The 16,669-nt window shown below is 67.8% G+C and carries 15 protein-coding genes and 1 pseudogene; 7 read left to right on the top strand and 9 right to left on the bottom strand.

Going from position 1 to position 16,669, the window contains the following annotated elements; all coding sequences use genetic code 11:
- Nucleotides 1-118: 118 nt before the first annotated feature.
- Both D9601_RS14635 and D9601_RS14630 read right to left on the bottom strand, forming a co-directional pair.
- Complete coding sequence (locus tag D9601_RS14635; RefSeq protein WP_198354765.1) at nucleotides 119-394, bottom strand: hypothetical protein; 276 nt, start codon at nucleotides 392-394, stop codon at nucleotides 119-121.
- A gap of 72 nt (nucleotides 395-466) precedes the next feature.
- Nucleotides 467-1,435, bottom strand: coding sequence for a cysteine synthase A (locus tag D9601_RS14630; RefSeq protein ID WP_198354764.1), 969 nt, complete (start codon nucleotides 1,433-1,435; stop codon nucleotides 467-469).
- A gap of 157 nt (nucleotides 1,436-1,592) precedes the next feature.
- On the opposite strand from D9601_RS14630, the gene D9601_RS14625 reads away from it, so the two are divergent.
- The 5 genes from D9601_RS14625 to D9601_RS14605 all read left to right on the top strand — a co-directional run bounded on the left by D9601_RS14625 (nucleotide 1,593) and on the right by D9601_RS14605 (nucleotide 6,777).
- Nucleotides 1,593-1,979 carry a hypothetical protein gene (locus tag D9601_RS14625; RefSeq protein ID WP_198354763.1) on the top strand — a complete coding sequence of 129 codons (387 nt, stop codon included), beginning with the start codon at nucleotides 1,593-1,595 and terminating at the stop codon, nucleotides 1,977-1,979.
- Nucleotides 1,980-2,094: 115 nt separating this feature from the next.
- Nucleotides 2,095-2,826 carry a ParA family protein gene (locus D9601_RS14620; RefSeq protein WP_198354762.1) on the top strand — a complete coding sequence of 244 codons (732 nt, stop codon included), beginning with the start codon at nucleotides 2,095-2,097 and terminating at the stop codon, nucleotides 2,824-2,826.
- 78 nt (nucleotides 2,827-2,904) lie between these two features.
- Nucleotides 2,905-5,289 (top strand): TonB-dependent receptor, encoded by a 2,385-nt coding sequence (locus tag D9601_RS14615; protein WP_198354761.1) that lies wholly within the window; start codon nucleotides 2,905-2,907, stop codon nucleotides 5,287-5,289.
- Between the two features lie 233 nt (nucleotides 5,290-5,522).
- Nucleotides 5,523-5,894 (top strand): DUF6491 family protein, encoded by a 372-nt coding sequence (locus D9601_RS14610; protein ID WP_198354760.1) that lies wholly within the window; start codon nucleotides 5,523-5,525, stop codon nucleotides 5,892-5,894.
- A 16-nt stretch (nucleotides 5,895-5,910) separates the two neighbouring features.
- Nucleotides 5,911-6,777, top strand: a complete 867-nt coding sequence (locus tag D9601_RS14605) for a trypsin-like serine peptidase (protein WP_198354759.1) — start codon at nucleotides 5,911-5,913, stop codon at nucleotides 6,775-6,777.
- Between the two features lie 16 nt (nucleotides 6,778-6,793).
- Here the strand turns inward: D9601_RS14605 and D9601_RS14600 are convergent, their stop codons facing one another.
- Both D9601_RS14600 and D9601_RS14595 read right to left on the bottom strand, forming a co-directional pair.
- Nucleotides 6,794-7,666 carry a hypothetical protein gene (locus D9601_RS14600; RefSeq protein WP_198354758.1) on the bottom strand — a complete coding sequence of 291 codons (873 nt, stop codon included), beginning with the start codon at nucleotides 7,664-7,666 and terminating at the stop codon, nucleotides 6,794-6,796.
- Nucleotides 7,667-7,804: 138 nt separating this feature from the next.
- On the bottom strand, nucleotides 7,805-11,065 hold the full coding sequence (locus D9601_RS14595; RefSeq protein ID WP_198354757.1) for a TonB-dependent receptor domain-containing protein: 3,261 nt from the start codon (nucleotides 11,063-11,065) through the stop codon (nucleotides 7,805-7,807).
- A 229-nt stretch (nucleotides 11,066-11,294) separates the two neighbouring features.
- Here D9601_RS14595 and aat point away from each other — a divergent pair, with 229 nt between their 5' ends.
- Entirely contained in the window at nucleotides 11,295-12,041 is a 747-nt protein-coding gene (gene aat / locus D9601_RS14590) for a leucyl/phenylalanyl-tRNA--protein transferase (RefSeq protein WP_198354756.1), read from the top strand.
- Between the two features lie 35 nt (nucleotides 12,042-12,076).
- On the opposite strand, the pseudogene D9601_RS14585 reads toward aat, so the two are convergent.
- The 5 genes and pseudogenes from D9601_RS14585 to D9601_RS14565 form a co-directional block, all read right to left on the bottom strand.
- A pseudogene (locus D9601_RS14585) lies at nucleotides 12,077-12,310 on the bottom strand (DUF2155 domain-containing protein); the annotation flags it as partial.
- A 209-nt stretch (nucleotides 12,311-12,519) separates the two neighbouring features.
- The gene (locus D9601_RS14580; RefSeq protein ID WP_198354755.1) at nucleotides 12,520-12,915 is read right to left on the bottom strand and encodes an NADH:ubiquinone oxidoreductase subunit NDUFA12; all 396 of its coding nucleotides are present in this window, start codon (nucleotides 12,913-12,915) and stop codon (nucleotides 12,520-12,522) included.
- A 115-nt stretch (nucleotides 12,916-13,030) separates the two neighbouring features.
- Nucleotides 13,031-13,534: a DUF192 domain-containing protein gene (locus tag D9601_RS14575; RefSeq protein ID WP_198354754.1), complete on the bottom strand. Its 504-nt coding sequence runs from the start codon at nucleotides 13,532-13,534 to the stop codon at nucleotides 13,031-13,033.
- Nucleotides 13,531-14,106 carry a cold-shock protein gene (locus D9601_RS14570; protein ID WP_232474230.1) on the bottom strand — a complete coding sequence of 192 codons (576 nt, stop codon included), beginning with the start codon at nucleotides 14,104-14,106 and terminating at the stop codon, nucleotides 13,531-13,533. The genes D9601_RS14575 and D9601_RS14570 overlap by 4 nt, the downstream gene beginning before the upstream one ends.
- Before the next feature lie 78 nt (nucleotides 14,107-14,184).
- Entirely contained in the window at nucleotides 14,185-14,754 is a 570-nt protein-coding gene (locus D9601_RS14565; RefSeq protein WP_198354753.1) for a regulatory protein RecX, read from the bottom strand.
- 109 nt (nucleotides 14,755-14,863) lie between these two features.
- On the opposite strand from D9601_RS14565, the gene D9601_RS14560 reads away from it, so the two are divergent.
- A complete protein-coding gene (locus tag D9601_RS14560; protein ID WP_198354752.1) occupies nucleotides 14,864-16,633 on the top strand; it encodes a fatty acyl-AMP ligase in 1,770 nt (589 codons plus the stop codon).
- Nucleotides 16,634-16,669 lie beyond the last annotated feature (36 nt).

Raw genomic sequence — 16,669 nt, 5'->3', positions numbered from 1 at the left:
GCGGGTCAATCCGGCGGGGAATGGCCCCAAAACGTGAGGCGGTGGAACCCGATCAAGCGACCGGAATCACCGCCGCCGGCGCCGTTTACGGGCACCGTCCCCGATTTTCCCCGCCGGATCACTTGGCGGCGAGGCTGTTGCTGGTGGAGGGGGCGACGCCGAGTTCGGCGAGCGGTTCGCCCGAGCCATCGGTCTGCCCGGAATCGATGTTGGTGATGGCGATGTTGGCGACCACCGATGCCTGGGCAGATCCCGCGGTGGCGATCGGCCGCTCGCGCGTGGCCGAGCCCAGGATCGCGGAGGCGACGGCGATCAGCAGCACCACGGCCACCAGGCCGATCATGCCGACCTTGACCCGCTGGACGGTTTGGGATGTGTCGCGCGACGATTTCATCTTGCCGTATCAATATAACGGCTTGTCACGCGTTTGTCGAATACGGACGCGACGATGGCGGACGGGCCCGAATCACGCCAGCCCCTTCGCCTCCCGCCACGCCGGATCGTAGAGCGACGACAGATAGCGGAAGCCGGTATCGCACAGGATCGTCGCGATGCGCTTGCCCGGCCCGAGATGCCGCGCCAGCCGCACCGCACCGGCGACGTTGATCCCGGACGACAGGCCCAGGCACAGCCCCTCCTCCGCCAGCAGCCGCTGCACCCATTCCCATCCCTCCTGGTCGGAAATGCGAAACTGCGTGTCGACCGGCGCCCCTTCCAGATTGGCGGTGATCCGCCCCTGGCCGATTCCTTCCGCCACCGAACTGCCCTCGCTGCGCAATTCGCCGCAGGCGTAATAATCGTAGAGCGCCGCGCCATAGGGATCGCTGAGCGCGATACACACCGCCTCGTCCTTCGCCTTCAGCCCCAGACCGACGCCCGCGAAGGTGCCGCCGGTGCCGACCGCGCAGGTGAAGCCGTCGATCCGCCCCTCCATCTGCGCCCAGATCTCCTCGGCGGTGCCGGTGATGTGGGCGCGACGGTTGGCAACATTGTCGAACTGGTTCGCCCACAGCGCATTGTCGCGCTCCTCCGCGATGCGGCGACTGGTGTGGACGAAATGATAGGGCGACGAATAGGGCGCGGCGGGCACCAGCACGAGTTCGGCGCCGAGCGCGCGCAGCGTATCCATCTTCTCGCGGCTCTGCGTCTCGGGCATGACGATGATCGTCTTGTAGCCCTTGGCATTGGCGACCAGCGCCAGGCCGATGCCGGTATTGCCCGCCGTGCCCTCGACGATCGTGCCGCCCGGCCGCAACGCCCCGCGCGCCTCCGCATCCTCGACGATGCCCAACGCGGCGCGGTCCTTCACGCTCGCGCCGGGATTGGCGAATTCGCACTTGCCGAAGATATCGCAGCCGGTCGCCTCGCTCGGCCCTTTCAGGCGGACCAGCGGGGTGTTGCCGATCAGGGCGAGCGTGTCGGGGGTCGTGTGCATCGCCGCTAGATGGCGCGGGCCAGGCGGCGCGGCAACCCGCGATCGCGGCGCGGCGCAGGCCAACTTGCAAAAGCGCAAGCTGGACTTGGCGGTTCGCCGCAATGGGGACGCAACGCCCTTGACGCTCCATGTTGCATACGCGAAGCACCGCCGCGCTATGAAGAGCCCCCTCCTCCTCCCCGCCGCCGCCACGCTGCTCGCGCTGGCCGCCTGCAACAACAAGCCGGCCCAGCCCGAGGTCGTCGACACCAATCCCGATCCGATGGCGACGCAGCTCGCCAACCGGGCCCCGGTCGAACTGCCGCCCGCCATCAAGGCGGAGAAGACCTTCCGCTGCAAGGACAACAGTCTCGTCTACGTCACCTTCTTCGAAGGCGACAAGCAGGCGCTGGTGCGCACGGAGAAGGCCGGCTCGCCGACCCGCCTGACCGCCGACAAGGGCGGCGATCCGCTGACCGCCACCGGCGGCTGGAAGCTGACCGGCAACCCCAGCAACATCACCCTGACCCGGCCGGGCAAGGACTCGCTGACCTGCAAGTCCTGATAGGGTCGGTCTGACCCGCACAGATGGGGCCGGTGGCATGAGCCGCCGGCCCTTTTTTGTTACAACCGGGTGACGCATCTCGACGCGATAGGTCCAAAACGATACGTTCTGCTGCATGGCGACCATCGCGATCTACAGTTCCAAGGGCGGCGTCGGAAAGACCAGCATCACGGTCAACCTCGGCTGGTGCGCCGCGACCCAGTCGTGCCGCCGCACCCTCGTCTGGGATCTCGATCCGCAGGCGGCGGCGAGCTGGATCCTCGCCCGGCCCGGCGGACGGGCAGCGGATCGAGCGCAAGCGATCTTCACCCAGGACGTCGCCGCCGCGGCGCAGGCACGACCCACCACCGTGCCGCGGCTCGACCTGATCGCCGCCGACCCGTCGCTGCGTGACCTCGACCAGACGCTCCACGCCTTGGGCAAGCGCAAGCGGCTCGGCCGGCTCATCGACGGCCTCGGCGACTATGATCACGTCCTGCTCGACTGCCCACCCGGTCTGACCGAAACCACCGAACAGGTGATCCGCGCCGCCGACCTTATCGTCGTGCCCGTCGTCCCCGCCCCGCTCGCGCAACGTGCCCTGGACGAAGTGACGCGGCATCTCGGCGGCAAGGTGCCGGTGCTGCCGGTCCACGCCATGGTCGATCGCCGTCGCCGGCTCCATGCCGACGCCTTGGCGGCCAAGCCGGACTGGCCGACGATCCCGGCCGCCAGCGCGGTCGAGGCGATGGGGCAGCATCGCGCGCCGGTCGGCGCCTACGCGCCGCGCTCCGCGGCCACACGCGCCTTCTGCGATTTCTGGATCGCGATCGAGCGGCGGATCGCCCGGCGACCGTCATCGGCATGACATAGGGCAATCCCGAAACGGTCATATCTCGCCCCTAATCGCCCGCCACCGCGATCCCGCGGACCTTTGGGGGGTTACATGGCCGTTTCTTCGTCCGGCGCACGCTGTCGTGCGGCGCTCGCTTTGGCATCGTCGCTGCTCGCCGCGACACCCGCGCTCGCCCAGGATGGCGCACCGGCCGCCGCACAGTCCGACGCCCCTCACAGTGAGGAGGGGCTGATCGTCGTCACCGGCAAGCGCGCGACCCGCTCCGCGGTGACGCTGGAGGGCAGCGAGATCCAGAAGGTGCTGCCCGGCGTCAATCCGGTCAAGGCGATCCAGACGCTGCCCGGCGTCCAGTTCGAAACCGCCGATCCCTGGGGCAACAACGAACAGAATATCTCGCTGCTCGTCCACGGCTTCAACCAGAACCAGCTCGGATTCACCCTCGACGGCGTCCCGCTCGGCGATCAGAGCTACGGCAATTTCAACGGCCTTTCTCCCCAGCGCGCCGTGATCAGCGAGAATGTCGGCAGCGTCAGGCTCACCGCCGGCGCGGCCGATCTCGGCACCGCCTCGGTCAGCAATCTCGGCGGCGGCCTCGAAACCTACACCAGCGATCCTGCCGCCAGCTATGGCGCGCGCTTCGGCCAGACGATCGGCAGCTATGACGCGAACCGCACCTATCTCCGCCTCGACAGCGGGCTGGTCGACGGCCTCGGCGGCAGCAATGCCGGCTATGTCGCGGTCGTGCGCCAGCGCGCGCGGGCGTGGGAGTTCGACGCGCGCCAGGGCGGCTGGCAGGCCAATGCCAAATTCGTCCACAAGGGCGAGCGCGATACCCTGACCGGCTATTTCGCCCTGTCCGACAAGGTCGAACCGAATCAGGATTCGGTCGCCCACAATGCCGGCGGCGCGGAGCCTTACTACCGCTCGCTGCTGTTTCCGGACTGGCAGGCGGCGCTGCGCTACGTCGACGGCAACGGCGCGCCGCCAGCCAGCAACCCGAACAATTACGCCAATTACTTCGGCGATGCGCAGCGCACCGATTATCTCGCCTATCTCAAATACGAATATCGCTTCAGCGACGCGGTCAGCCTGTCGCACCAGATCTACGGCCATCATGACGAGGGTCAGGGCCAGATCACCGGACCGATCGCCGCCGCCGGCCTGCCCGGCCTGTTCCGCATCTATTATCCGGGCCAGAACCTGAAGCAGGTGTTCGGCAATTCCGGCTATGCGCTGCGCACCACCGAATATGGCATCGACCGGCGCGGCCTGATCTCGACGCTGCAAGTCCGTACCGGCGCGCATGAGATCGAATTCGGCGGCTGGTACGAGCACAATCGCAACACGATCTTCCGCCGCTGGTATGCCGCGCCGGTCGACAGCCCGCCCTCGCCCTATGAATGGGCCGACCCGTCGCTGCGCCGGCTGACGCAATATGCCAGCATCGTCAGCTACGACATCGTCCAGCTCCACCTGCAGGATCGCTGGCACGTCACCCCCGATCTGGCGATCGAGGCCGGGTTCAAGTCCAGCCTGCAATTCGCCGACGGCCGCATCCCCGTCCAGCCGTTGCCCGGCGCCCTGCCCGGCTCGTCGACCGGCTTCCCGGAAGGGCGGCTCAACACCCGCAAATGGTTCCTGCCTGCGATCGGCGCGGTGTGGGACATCACGCCCGACGATCAGCTGTTCGCCCACGTCCAAAAGAACGTGCGCCAGTTCCAGGCGTCGGTCGCGGCCGGCCAGTCCCCCTACAACGTCGGCAGCCAGCAGGCGTTCGACCGGATCAGGAGCAGCGTCGAACCGGAAAGCTCCTGGACCTACGAGGCCGGCCTGCGCACTCGTCACCAGCTCACCTTCGGCCCAGTTACTAGCGTCGAGGCGCAGGTCAGCGCCTATCACGTCGCCTTTCGCAACCGGTTGCTGTCGATCAGCCCGACAACGGTGATCTCGTCGGTGATCGGCGGCGTGCCGATCCTGCAGAACGTCGGCGGCGTCACCACCGACGGCATCGATGCGGCGGCGACGTTGCGCTTCGGCGGCGGCCTGTCGCTGTACAACGCGCTGTCCTACAATCGCTCGCGCTACGACGACGATTACACCAGCGGCAGCACCGTTGTGCCGACCGCGGGCAAGGACGTGCCCAACGTCGCGCGCTGGCTGAACAAGACGGTGGTCACCGCCACTGCCGGGCCGGTCGAGGTTCAGGCGATCGGCGATTATGTCGGCCGGCGCTTCGCCACCTTCACCAACGACCAGTCGGTGCCCGGCCGGTTCCTGCTCGGCCTGCAGGCGGCCTACGGCCTTGGCCCGATCCCCGGCACCGCCTTCAAGTCGCTACGCCTGTCGGTCAACATCACCAACGTGACCAATCGCAAGGGCGTCTATGAGATCGTCGTCGGCGCCGCGAGCAAGACGTGGAACAGCTATGCCCAGCCGCCGCGCCAGGCATTTCTGACGCTGTCGGGCGCGTTCTGATCGGCGATCGCCACCGAACCTTGGCTCCCCCTCGCCGTTGCCGAACCGCGAAGGGGGCCGCGCCGGATGCGGCCCGATCGCGAAGCGGCACCAACCGGCGCAGTGGGTCAAGTATTCGTCTGGAAAGTCTTCCGAATCCACTTTCACCATTGCCGCCCATCACTGCCGCCCCTAAGCTACCGCAATCGCATCGAAGATCACGCGACCTCGTGTTACAATCGGGAGTCAATTGTATGACGAAGCGGCTTCTCCTGCTCATCATTCCGGCATTGGCGCTTACCGCGGCGAAGGACGATCCGCTTGCCGGTCGTACCGCCGGCAAGACGGTGCAATGTATCAGCGATCTCGACGCCCGATCGCAGGTGCGTATCGTCGACGACAGGACCATCGCCTATTCGCGCACCGCCAACCGCATGTGGATCACGCATCCGCAGGGCGCCTGCCCCGGCCTGCATCCGATGCGCAGCCTGGTGGTCGAACGGCGTGGCGCGCAATTGTGCAGCGGCGATCGTTTCCGCACCGTCCAGGCGACGTCGTCGGTGCCGTCGAGCGTTTGCCAGTTCGGCGCCTTCACGCCCTATGACAAGGTCGCGGCGGCGCGCTGATCCGCTGCGGTCGGTGATGCGGCGGCGGTTGGCGGCCATCGCCGCCTTGGTGGTCGCCGCCGCATCGCCGCCCGCCCCTGCCAATGTTTTCTCGGCCGACGGCACGGACCCACGCCGCTATCTGGAACCGCGCGACCCTCAGTGGCGCAGGCTGCTGCCCGTCGGACAGCTGACCTCCGAATTCGCCATGCAGAACAAGCAGGGTCAGGACGGGTTCGGCAGCATCATGCCGGGCATGGGCACCGCCTTTCTGGTGTCGCCCTGCTATGCGATGACCAGCTATCACGTGCTGTTCGGCACCGCCCTCGTCTCCTACGATCCGATGGCGCGTTATGCCGTCCGCATCCGCTTCGGCATCGATGCCAAAGGCGCCGCCGCGGTGATGGCGCGCGGGCAAGTGCGCGTCTGGGACCCGGCCGGCCCGGCGGCGCCCGATGTCGCGCTGATCCGCCTCGACCATTGCTACGGCCGGGACATCGGGTGGCTCGACCTGCCGCTCGGCCTACCCTCTGCCGACGCGATCCCCGGCGTCCCGCTGGTCATGGCGAGCATCTCGCGCGACCGCAGCATGCGGCGGCTGAGTGTCCAGCAGGGCTGCACGATCCGGGCATTCGACCGGCGTCGCGGCTGGCTGTTCCACGATTGCGCCACCCGCGAGGGTGCGTCGGGCGCGCCGCTGCTCGCCGGAACCACCGTCGTCGGCATGAATGCGGGCGAGTTCGGCGCGACGCGCCGGCCGCTGACGCGCTTCGAACCGGCCCATGCCAATTGGGCGATCGCGGCCGACTGGCTGACGCGGTCGCCGACGCTGCGCAGCCTGATTGCCGAGGACCGCGCGCGCATCGCCAATCCGCTTGCCGGTTCCGCGCTGCCGGCATCCTGACCCGGGCCCGCTGTCGCTATGCCGCCCGTGCGACCAAGTCGGCATGGGGCAATTGGTCGAGGGCGAAACGCTGCCAGAGCGGCTGGCCGACCATGGCGCGGCAGATCGCGCGCCAGAATGACTCCTCGCCGCCTAGGGCGATCGTGCTGCCGGGGCGACGGGACCATGCACGGTGCAGCATCGCCCGCGCGACATCGGCGTGGCCGGACAGGATCAGCTCGGCCATGGCGTGCAGGGTCGTGCCGGTGCCGGAGCGCGCCGCGGGTGGATAGAGGTGCAGCGTCGCCCCGACGTCTGTCGCCCAAGCCGCCAGTTCGCGCCGAACGCCGGTTTCGCGGGCGAAAAGGTCGGGTGCGGAAGTGGGCGTGTGGGTCATCGCCGCGACATCCGCGGCCGCCCGCCCCGCCCGCCACCGCACCGGCAGCGGCACGATCACCGCCCCCGCATGGGCCGCGCCGTTGAAATATTCGATGTCGAAGGGCAGCATTACGCGCAGGCCGTCATGCGCATGGGTGACGCGGATCGCGGTGAACCGCTCGCCCCGCACCGTGTCGATCGTCACCATCGCGCCGAAGCGGATCGCGAACAGATCGCCGTCGCCGCCCGAGCCCCCGTCGTTGCCGAGGATGACGAGGTCCGGATCGCCCGGCCCATCGCCATGATCGGATAACATCTCGACCGACAGATAGCCCGCGCCGAGCGGGCGGATCATGCCGTCGGACCGTAGCCACAAGGACCGGCAGCTTGCGTCATGGTCGCCGCCCGGCGGGCAGGGCCGCGTCTCGATCGCAGCGCCCTTCCCCTGCCAGATCACGGCCGGCGGCGGCAGGCGGCCGTCCGGCGCTGCCATCCCCAGGGTCAGCAGCACCAGCGGCAGGACGAAGCGCACGACGATCCTCCAATTGGCAAGGCCGTCATCCTGCCCAACGGCAAACGGCGGGACAAGCCTCCGCCTGCCCGCCGTTCGTCCGTGCGAACATGCCGGATGGCCCCGGCCGCGGCCTACCGCGGTCGGAGCCAGGCCGGATCAGAAGGTCAGCTGCACGCTCGCGGTGAAGCGGCGACCGAGCAGGTCGCTGTAGCTCGCCGGGATGATGTAATCGCCGAACTTCTGGCCGCGACGGTTGAGCAAGTTGGTCACCGAGAAGTTGAAGCGGAACTGCTTCGCCACGTCGATGTAGATGGACGGATTGATCGTTACGAAGTCCTTCAGCTTGTCGAACTCGCGGATGTCGGCGCCGCGCGACACGCGCGAGAACAGCTGCTGCCCGGTGTAGTTGAACGACGACACCAAACCATAGCCATCGCCGAGATAGGCGACGTTGAACTGGCCCGCGAAGGTCGGATCGCCAAGCGTGCCGTCGATCCGCTGCGGCGCGACGCCGGTGATGTCGTTGACCCGCTTGCCCGTGTAGAGGAGGTTACCGTCGAACGACAGGGTGCCAGGCAGGTGCAAGCCGTTGAGCGAGGTCCGGTAGGCGATCGTCGCCTGAATCCCTTCGTAGAAGTAGTTCTTGCCATTGGTGAAGCCGCTGACGACACCGGGATTGAGCGGATCGACGATCACCTGGCCTCCACGGTCTCCGCCATTGGCGGCAGTGCCCCCCTGGCCGGATGCATAGCGCTTGATCTGCGAACAGAAAGCGTTGCCGTTGGCAGGATCGGCGGCGTTGAAGTCCGGATTGTCGAAGCAGGCCGAGTCGATCGTGGCGACGGACAGGTTCGAAATCGGATTGTCGATGCTGATGTGCAGATAGTCCGCCGTGATCGACAGGCCCCGGATCCAGCGTGGCTGCAGGATCACGCCGAAGGTATAGCTGTTCGCCACTTCGTTCTTCAGGGTCGGATTACCCCCGGACTGCGACGGTACCGTCGCCGACGCAGCGTCTAGCGGCGTCGCATTGGGATATTTCGCAAGGAATGCCGCGCAGTTGCGCTGGCGGGTGGCCGGTGCAGGCCCCCCGTTGATCGCACCCGGCGCGCACAGATCGTCCACCGTATCAAAGGCGTTGGACACGGGCAGGAACAATTCGGTGATCGCCGGCGCGCGGAACGAACGCGTGAAGTTGCCGCGGAAAGCGATATCGCGCACCGGAGCGATGGTGCCGCCGACGGCCCAGGAGAAGAAACCTCCGTTCACCGTATTGTCGACGTATCGGCCGCGGCCGAAGACGGTGAACTGGTTGAGGAAGCTGAGCCCGTTATCGGGTGTGACCAGCGGCACCTGGACTTCGCCGAACACTTCGTCGGTATTGTACTGGCCGGACAGCGGGCTGATCGGCACCGAACGGCCCAGCCCCTGCTGCTCGAACTGGCTGGGCGTGAACGAGCCCTTTTCGTTGCGATGCTCGTAACCGATGTTGAAGCTGGTCTGGTTGCCGAACAGCTTGAATAATTCGCCGCCGACGTTGGCGTTGATGACATATTGCTCGAGCACGCTGCGCGTCGTGTGCTGGTTGACGACGTAATTGCGCGCCGCGGCGCTCGCCACCCCTTCGCCGAAGATGTTGAGCGGCACGCAGGCGCTGTCGGCGATCGGCGTTCCTTCCGGCGCCGCAAAGCCGTTCTCCGAGCCCGCCGTCGTCGGCGCCGTGGTGCAGACGATCTGGCCGGCCGCATTGCGCGTCACGTTCACCGCGTTGATGAAGTTCTGCGCATTGAGATCCTGGTTGGTGTCGCGGATCAGCGTGCGACCATAGGTGCCGCTGACCTCGTAGTTCAGCGCATGGCCGCCGAGCGTGAAATCGCCGCGCATCCCCGCGACGCCGCGCAGGATGTCGGTCTGCGAGAAGCCGGAGGTGTCCGCCAGATCGACCGAGGCCCGCGAGACGTCGAACGAGCTGACCCCCAGCGCCTGCAACTGCTGGCGCGCCTGATCGGTCAGGAAGGGGTTGGTGATATCGAAGGACAGCGGCCCGCTGGTCCCGCCGAACAGGTTGCTGTTGAACGTCGGCTGGGTGACCAGCTGATCGGCGCGCGCGTGATACCATTCGCCCGACGCGAAAAAGCGGGCGGCATCGGAGAAGTCGTAGCTGACGAAGCCGTTGACCGTGTCGCGCTTCAGATCGCTGGTGATCTGCGAGAAATCGTTGAAGCGGAAGCCGTCGCCGCCGCTCGCATAGATGCCCGGGAAGATGATGCCGCGATTGAAGGGCACCAGATTACCGCTGCGGTCGAACTGGTAGCGCTGGTTGACCCCGGCGACGCCATTGCCAGCGGCGTTCTGATTGTAGGTGATCAGGCCGCCACGGGTCAGATAATAGATGCTGACGTCGCGGGCGACGATCGAGCCCGGGAAACCGTCGGTGCTGCTGTTGTTGTAGCCGATGTTCGGGTCGATACGACCGTCGTTGGCCGGCGTGATCGTCGTGCCGCGGCCAAGCGAGGCGGCCTGCGCCGACGACGGGTTGGTGACGTTGCCCAAGTTCTGGCGCAGGAAGTCGCGCCCGTTGTACAGCACACCGTCCACGCTGTCGTGCGAGTAGGACAAGGTGACGTTGCCCTTGCCGCCGGCGAAATCATGGCCGGCGAGGATCGAGGCGTTGTAGCGGAAATTGTCGCCTTCTTCCGTGACGCCACTGGTGAAGGACGTGGTGACACCCTTGTAGCGATTCTTGAGGATGATGTTGACGACGCCGGCGATCGCGTCGGAGCCGTAGACCGGCGCGCCGCCGATCGAAATGTCCTCGATCCGATCGACCAGGATCGACGGGATGACGTTCAGGTCGACCTGTGACCCGTAACTGCTGCTGTTGAACAGCGACGTCACGTTCGAGGTGACGAAGCGCTTGCCGTCGACCAGCACCAGCGTCCGGTTCGAGCCGAGGCCGAACTGGTTCACGAAGTTGATGCCCTGGCCATAGCTGCCCTGCGCGCCGTCCGGGGTCTCGCTGCCGCGGAACTGCGGCAGTTCGTTGAGCGCATTGGCGACGTTGGTGATGCCGCGATTCTCGAGATAGGCGTCGCCCACCGTGACGGTCGGCTCGAGCGAGGTCAGGTTGCGCACCTTGATGCGCGAACCGGTGACGACGATGTCGTTGCGCCCGGTCGGGCCGGCCCGCTCGCTCTGGTCGCCGGCGGCATCGGGCCGCGTGTCGGGCGTCGCCACTTCGGTGCCGACCGGGCACGGGGTGTTAGGCTGCGGCGCGCTGCCGTCCGGGCAGGCCACCGGCGTCTGCGCCCCTTGCGTCAGCTGTGCTGACGCAGGCTGGGCGACCACGCTCAACGCCGCGGCCAAGGCGAGCCCAGCCGAATTCCCCAGAAACCGCCCCGACGATGCGAACGACATTGGATACCCCTTATGTTTCTATTCTATGCCAAAAGGACATGGATCACGTCCCATTGGCAATGGGGTGGTAAAGATTGTTACGAAATGTTGCGACGTCGCAACACTACCGCTTCAAAATAGGAAATAGATATGTCCTATCAGTAGCCTAACGGCCGCTAATGCGGCCCATCCGCCCAACCGACGCAACGCCTTGCCATCGCCGCGCCCAGCCGCCACCTTGCGGGCGACCATGCAGATGCTCGACCCAAGAACGGTGCTCGGCGCCTATGCGATGGGGGTGTTTCCCATGGCGGATCGGCGTGATGCCGACAGCGTCTATTGGGTGGAGCCGCGCACCCGCGCGATCCTGCCGCTCGACGGTTTTCGCCTGTCGCGCTCGCTGCGCAAGACGATCGCCCGCGACCGCTTCCGCGTCACCGCCGACACCGCGTTCGAATCGATCCTGCGCCTGTGTGCGGAAAGCGTCGCGGACCGGCCGGAAACCTGGATCAACGGTGGCATCGAACAGGTGTTCGTTACCCTGCACCGGCTCGGCTTCGCGCATTCGATCGAATGCTGGGACGGCGACGAACTGGTCGGCGGCCTCTACGGCCTGGCGCTCGGCCGTGCCTTTTTCGGCGAATCGATGGTCAGCCGGCGGACCGATGCGTCGAAGGTCGCGCTCGCCTGGCTGGTCGCCCGGCTACGCGTCGGCGGCTTCGAACTGCTCGACTGCCAGTTCCAGACCCCGCACCTCGAATCGCTGGGCGCGGTGGAGATCAGCCGTGACGCCTATTGCGCATTGCTGAGCGGGGCACTCGACGGGGTTGCCGCCGCGCCGCCGTCCGCCTCGCCATCGGCGGCATCGTCGTTGGCATCGGCCGCTGCCGATTTCGGGGCGCTCGATCGATTGCCGGCGGCGACGGCGTTGAGCGACACCGTGTCCGGGCCGGTCGCCGGCCAGCTCATCGCACAGCTCTTGGCCCAGACGTCGTAGACCGGATGGGGCACGACGTTGAGCCCCGGCCGTTCCTTGTACAGCCAGCCGGAGAAATAGCGGCGCCAGTGCTTGTCGCTGCCGCGCACGTCGAGCTGCACGAAGGTGCCGGTCAGCGGATCCTGCTCCCACGGCGCCGTCTTCTCGCAGGCGCGCAGCCGCACGATCGCGTCGCCGACCCGTACCGCCTGACCCGGCTTCAGGGTCAGCTCGCGGGCGACGCCGTTGCGCTTGTTGAGCAGGCCGACCACCGCGACCCGTTCCGCCATCGGCGTGCCGCCGGTCGGCACCGCCTCGTCCGGCCCCGCCACGGTTTCGATCCCGTTCGCCGCGGCGTCGCGCGGGGCGGGACCGATGTCCTGGGTCGCGACCACGGACGAGGTCGCCGCGCCCTCACCGCCCCGATAGACGCGCCAGCCGAATATGCCGGCCAGCGCCAGCACCGCCACCAGCACGGCGGCGGCCAGCCAGCGGCGTGTCACCCTTCCGGCGTCCAGGCTTCGTAATCGCCGGTCGCGGCCTGGCGATGCCCGCCCTTCTCGAGCGCGCCGCTCGGTCGATAGGCCAGCGGCGTGCCGGTCATGTTCGGCATCGCTGGCTTCTGCCACGGCCGCGCCGGCGGCAGCGCGCGATCGGGCACGTCGTCGATATGGTGGTGCAGCCAGCTGAACCAATCGGGCGGCACCCGGCTGGCATCGTTCGCGCCCTCATAGATGACCCAGCGGCGCGCGCGGCCGGCGGTATCCTTGCCGCCTTCCCAATAGACGTTGCCCAGCTCATCGGTGCCGACCTGCTTCATGCCGCGCAGGCCGTAGAGGACGGTGCCCCAGGTCGCGCCGTTCCACCAGGTGAAGGGATTGAGGTTGATGCCCATGGCCCCAGCGCTTACCCGCCCCCGCCGCGCGCTTCAACCGAGATTCCGGTACGCTGCCGCCATGGCCGGCTCTGGCACGGCTCGACCGTCGCGCCGGTGCCGGACGGATTGGACGTCAGCGCCCCGCCCAGCTCACCTTGTCGCCAGCGGCAATGCCCAGCTCGGCGCTGCGGCCACCGACCAGCTCCAGCACCGCATCGACCGGCTCGCCCGACGGGATCGGCGTTTCCGAGTAAGGCACGGCATTTTCGGCGATCGTCGCGATCGTGCCATTGGGGCGGATGAAGATGATGTCGAGCGGCGTCGGCGTGTTCTTCATCCAGAAGCTCGCCTCGCGCGGCCCGCCGCCGCCGGCCGGATAGGGCCAGAACAGCATGCCGCCATCGGGTGTCAGGTCGGTGCGGAACATCAAGCCCCGCTCCTGCTCCGGCGCGGTCACCGCCCGCTCGACGGTGAAGCGGTGCGGACCGTTGGCAGAGGCGATCGTCACCGCCAGCGGCGCCTTGGCGTCGGCCACGCTGTCCGGCTTGCCGGAAAACACGCCCTGCTGCACCGCGACGCCGGCGCCGCCGATGCCAAGGACCGCGACGATCGCGATCAGCGCCTTGCTACCGATCATTGTGCCTCATCACTCTCGACCATCACCGCCAGCGGCCCCTTGCGCCCGCTGACGATACGGGCGCGCAGCGGCTGGTCCGGCTCGATGACCGCGATTCCGGCGCGGCGCAATGTCTCCATATGGACGAACACGTCGCTGCCGTCGGATTCGCGAACCAGAAAGCCGTAGCCCTTCAGCCGGTTGAACCATTTGACGGCGGTCGGCTCGAATGCGCCGGCGGCATCGATCAGGGCGACCGGGTCGACGCGGTCGCTGCCGCCGCGCGGCGGGCGCGGCGCCTCCTCGACGGCCTGCGACAGGTCGATCGCGACGATCTCGCGCGCCTGCCAGCCGCGGCCACGCTGCACCGCCAGCGCCTCGACGCGTGCGCCTTCGGGCAGGCTGCGCCGGCCATGCGGCTGCAGGACCGAAAAGTGGACCAAGACATCGCCGATCGCCGGATCCTCCGACACCGCGAAGCCGAAGCCGCGCGTGCCGTCGAACCATTTGATCGTTCCTCGCACGACGACAGGTTCGGCGGGCATGACGCCCCCACCGTGCTCGTCGCCCTCCTGTTGCGGCTCGCTACGCATCACTGCACCCCTGTTGCCGCCACGCTAGCACGTTGCGTCGCTACCGCAATTGCGAAAGACCCGTTTACCTAGTGCTTTTTACCCGCTTTGCGCCAATTCGTCGGGTGATGCGGCCGCCAGCACCCGCCGGGCAAGGTCGACGGGGTGTCCGGCGCGCAGCATCGCGGCCAGTTGCTTCTCCCGCGCCGCCCGGTCGATCGGCGGCGGGCCGAACGGGCCAAGCCGCCGGCGCCGAGCGAAGCGCACCGCCGCCGCCTCCGCATCCTCCGCAATGGCGGGGGCGACATGATCGGCATCGGCGGTCTCGATCCCCGCCGCGCGCAGCGCCAGTGCGATGCGCCGCGCGCCCAGCCCGCGCCGGCCGAGCGCCGCCGCCTTGCTCTCCGCATAGAGGCGGTCGTCGACATAGCCCAGCGACGCCATACGCTCGGCGACCGCGGCGGGATCGGCGGCCGGCCCGTCCCACCCCCGCTCGCGGATCTTGCGCCTCAGATAGTCGGCGAGCTTGCCGCGCGTCGTCGCGAACCGTTCGACGTAGCGCAGCGCCAGCCGGTCGAGCGCCGCGGCATCGAGCGGCGGCGGCAACCTTCGCCGCGATGGGGCGTCGGGACCATCGCGATCGCGGTCGGCGGAGCGGAAGCGCGTCATGGCCTTGTTGTTGCCACAGTGGCGCGAGAAAAAGAACGCTTGCCGTCGTGACGGGCGGCGTAGTGATGGAGCCCTGGCGACGGGCGCACGAGTGAACAGGACCGACCGAATGACCGAGCAGCTTCCTCCCCAGCTTGCGCCGACTCCGACGCCGACGCTGGACGAACTGCCCCGCCGTTATGCCGATTTCGTGACACTGGGCGACGCGTTGGACTATGCCGCCAGCGGCCGGCGCGGCCTCAACTTCCACGATGCGCGCGGCACGCTGACCCGTCCCTATCCCTTCGCCGAGCTGCGCGAGGATGCGCTGGCGATGGCGCGTCGGCTGATCGCCGCGGGCGTGCAGCCAGAGGATCGCATCGCGCTGGTCGCCGAAACCGGCCCCGATTTCGCGGCGCTGTTCTTCGGCGCGGTCTATGCCGGCGCCTGGCCGGTGCCGCTGCCGCTGCCGACCAGCTTCGGCGGCCGTGATTCGTACATCGAGCAATTGCGCGTCCAGCTCGCCAGCTGCGAACCCAGGATGCTGATCTACCCGCCCGAACTCGCCGCCTTTGCGGCCGAGGCCGCGGCGCTGGCGGGCACGCAGGGCATCGACTGGGCCGAATTCGCGCGGTCCGACGCGCCCGAGACGACCCTGCCCCAGGCATCGGGCGACGCCATCGCCTATCTGCAATATTCCAGCGGCTCGACGCGCTTCCCGCACGGCGTCGCGATCACCCATCATCAGTTGCTCAACAACCTCGCCGCGCACAGCCACGGCATGGAGATCGACGGCACCGACCGCTGCATCAGCTGGCTGCCCTGGTATCACGACATGGGCCTGGTCGGCTGTTTCCTGTCGCCGATCGCCAATCAGGTCTCGACCGATTATCTGAAGACCGAGGATTTCGCGCGGCGGCCGCTCGCCTGGCTCGATCTGATCAGCCGCCACGACGGCACCGCCCTCTCCTATTCGCCGACCTTCGGTTACGACATCTGCGCCCGCCGCATGTCGTCGCAGACCAAGGCGTCGGACCGGTTCGACCTGTCGCGCTGGCGGATCGCCGGCAATGGCGCCGACATGATCCGCCCCGACGTGATGCAGGCCTTCGTCGACGCCTTTGCCGATGCCGGCTTCAAGGCCTCCGCCTTCCTGCCCAGCTACGGCCTGGCCGAGGCGACGCTGGCGGTGTCGATCATGCCGCCCGGCGAGGGCATCCGCGTCGAGCTGGTCGAGGAGACGCAGCTGTCGGGCGGGTCGGACGAACCGTCGCTCGCCGCCAACGACGGCCCCCGCCCGCAGCGTTTTCGCGCGATCGTCAATTGCGGCAAACCGGTGCGCGACATGACCGTCGAGATCCGCGAGGAGGACGGCACGCCGCTGCCCGAGGGCGCGATCGGCAAATTGTGGTGCAAGGGCCCGAGCGTCATGGTCGGCTATTTCCGCGATCCGGACGCGACCGCGGCGTGCATGACCGACGGCTGGCTCGACACCGGCGACATGGCCTATATGTCGGGCGGCTACATCTATATCGTCGGCCGCGCCAAGGACATGATCATCATCAACGGCAAGAACCACTGGCCCCAGGACATCGAATGGGCGGTGGAGCAGTTGCCGGGGTTCAAGGCGGGCGACATCGCCGCCTTCGCCATCACCACGCCGGGGGGCGAGGAAACGCCGGCGGTGCTGGTCCAGTGCCGCAGCAGCGACGAGGACGAGCGCCAGCGGCTGCGCGAGGAGATTCGCGAGCGCGTCCGTTCGGTGACGGGCATGAACTGCGTGATCGAACTGATCCCGCCGCGCACGCTGCCGCGCACCAGCTCCGGCAAGCTCAGCCGCGCCAAGGCGCGCAACCTCTATCTGTCGGGCGACATCAAGCCCTACGACATCGCCGCCTGACGCCGGCGCGACCGGCGCGTCGCTCCGGACATCGGC

Origin of the sequence: Sphingomonas sp. MA1305, from assembly GCF_016107325.1 — a bacterium.
GTDB lineage: Bacteria > Pseudomonadota > Alphaproteobacteria > Sphingomonadales > Sphingomonadaceae > Sphingomonas.
The sequence above is the reverse complement of the archived record's forward strand: the minus strand, read 5'-3'. Positions and strand labels throughout refer to the sequence as shown.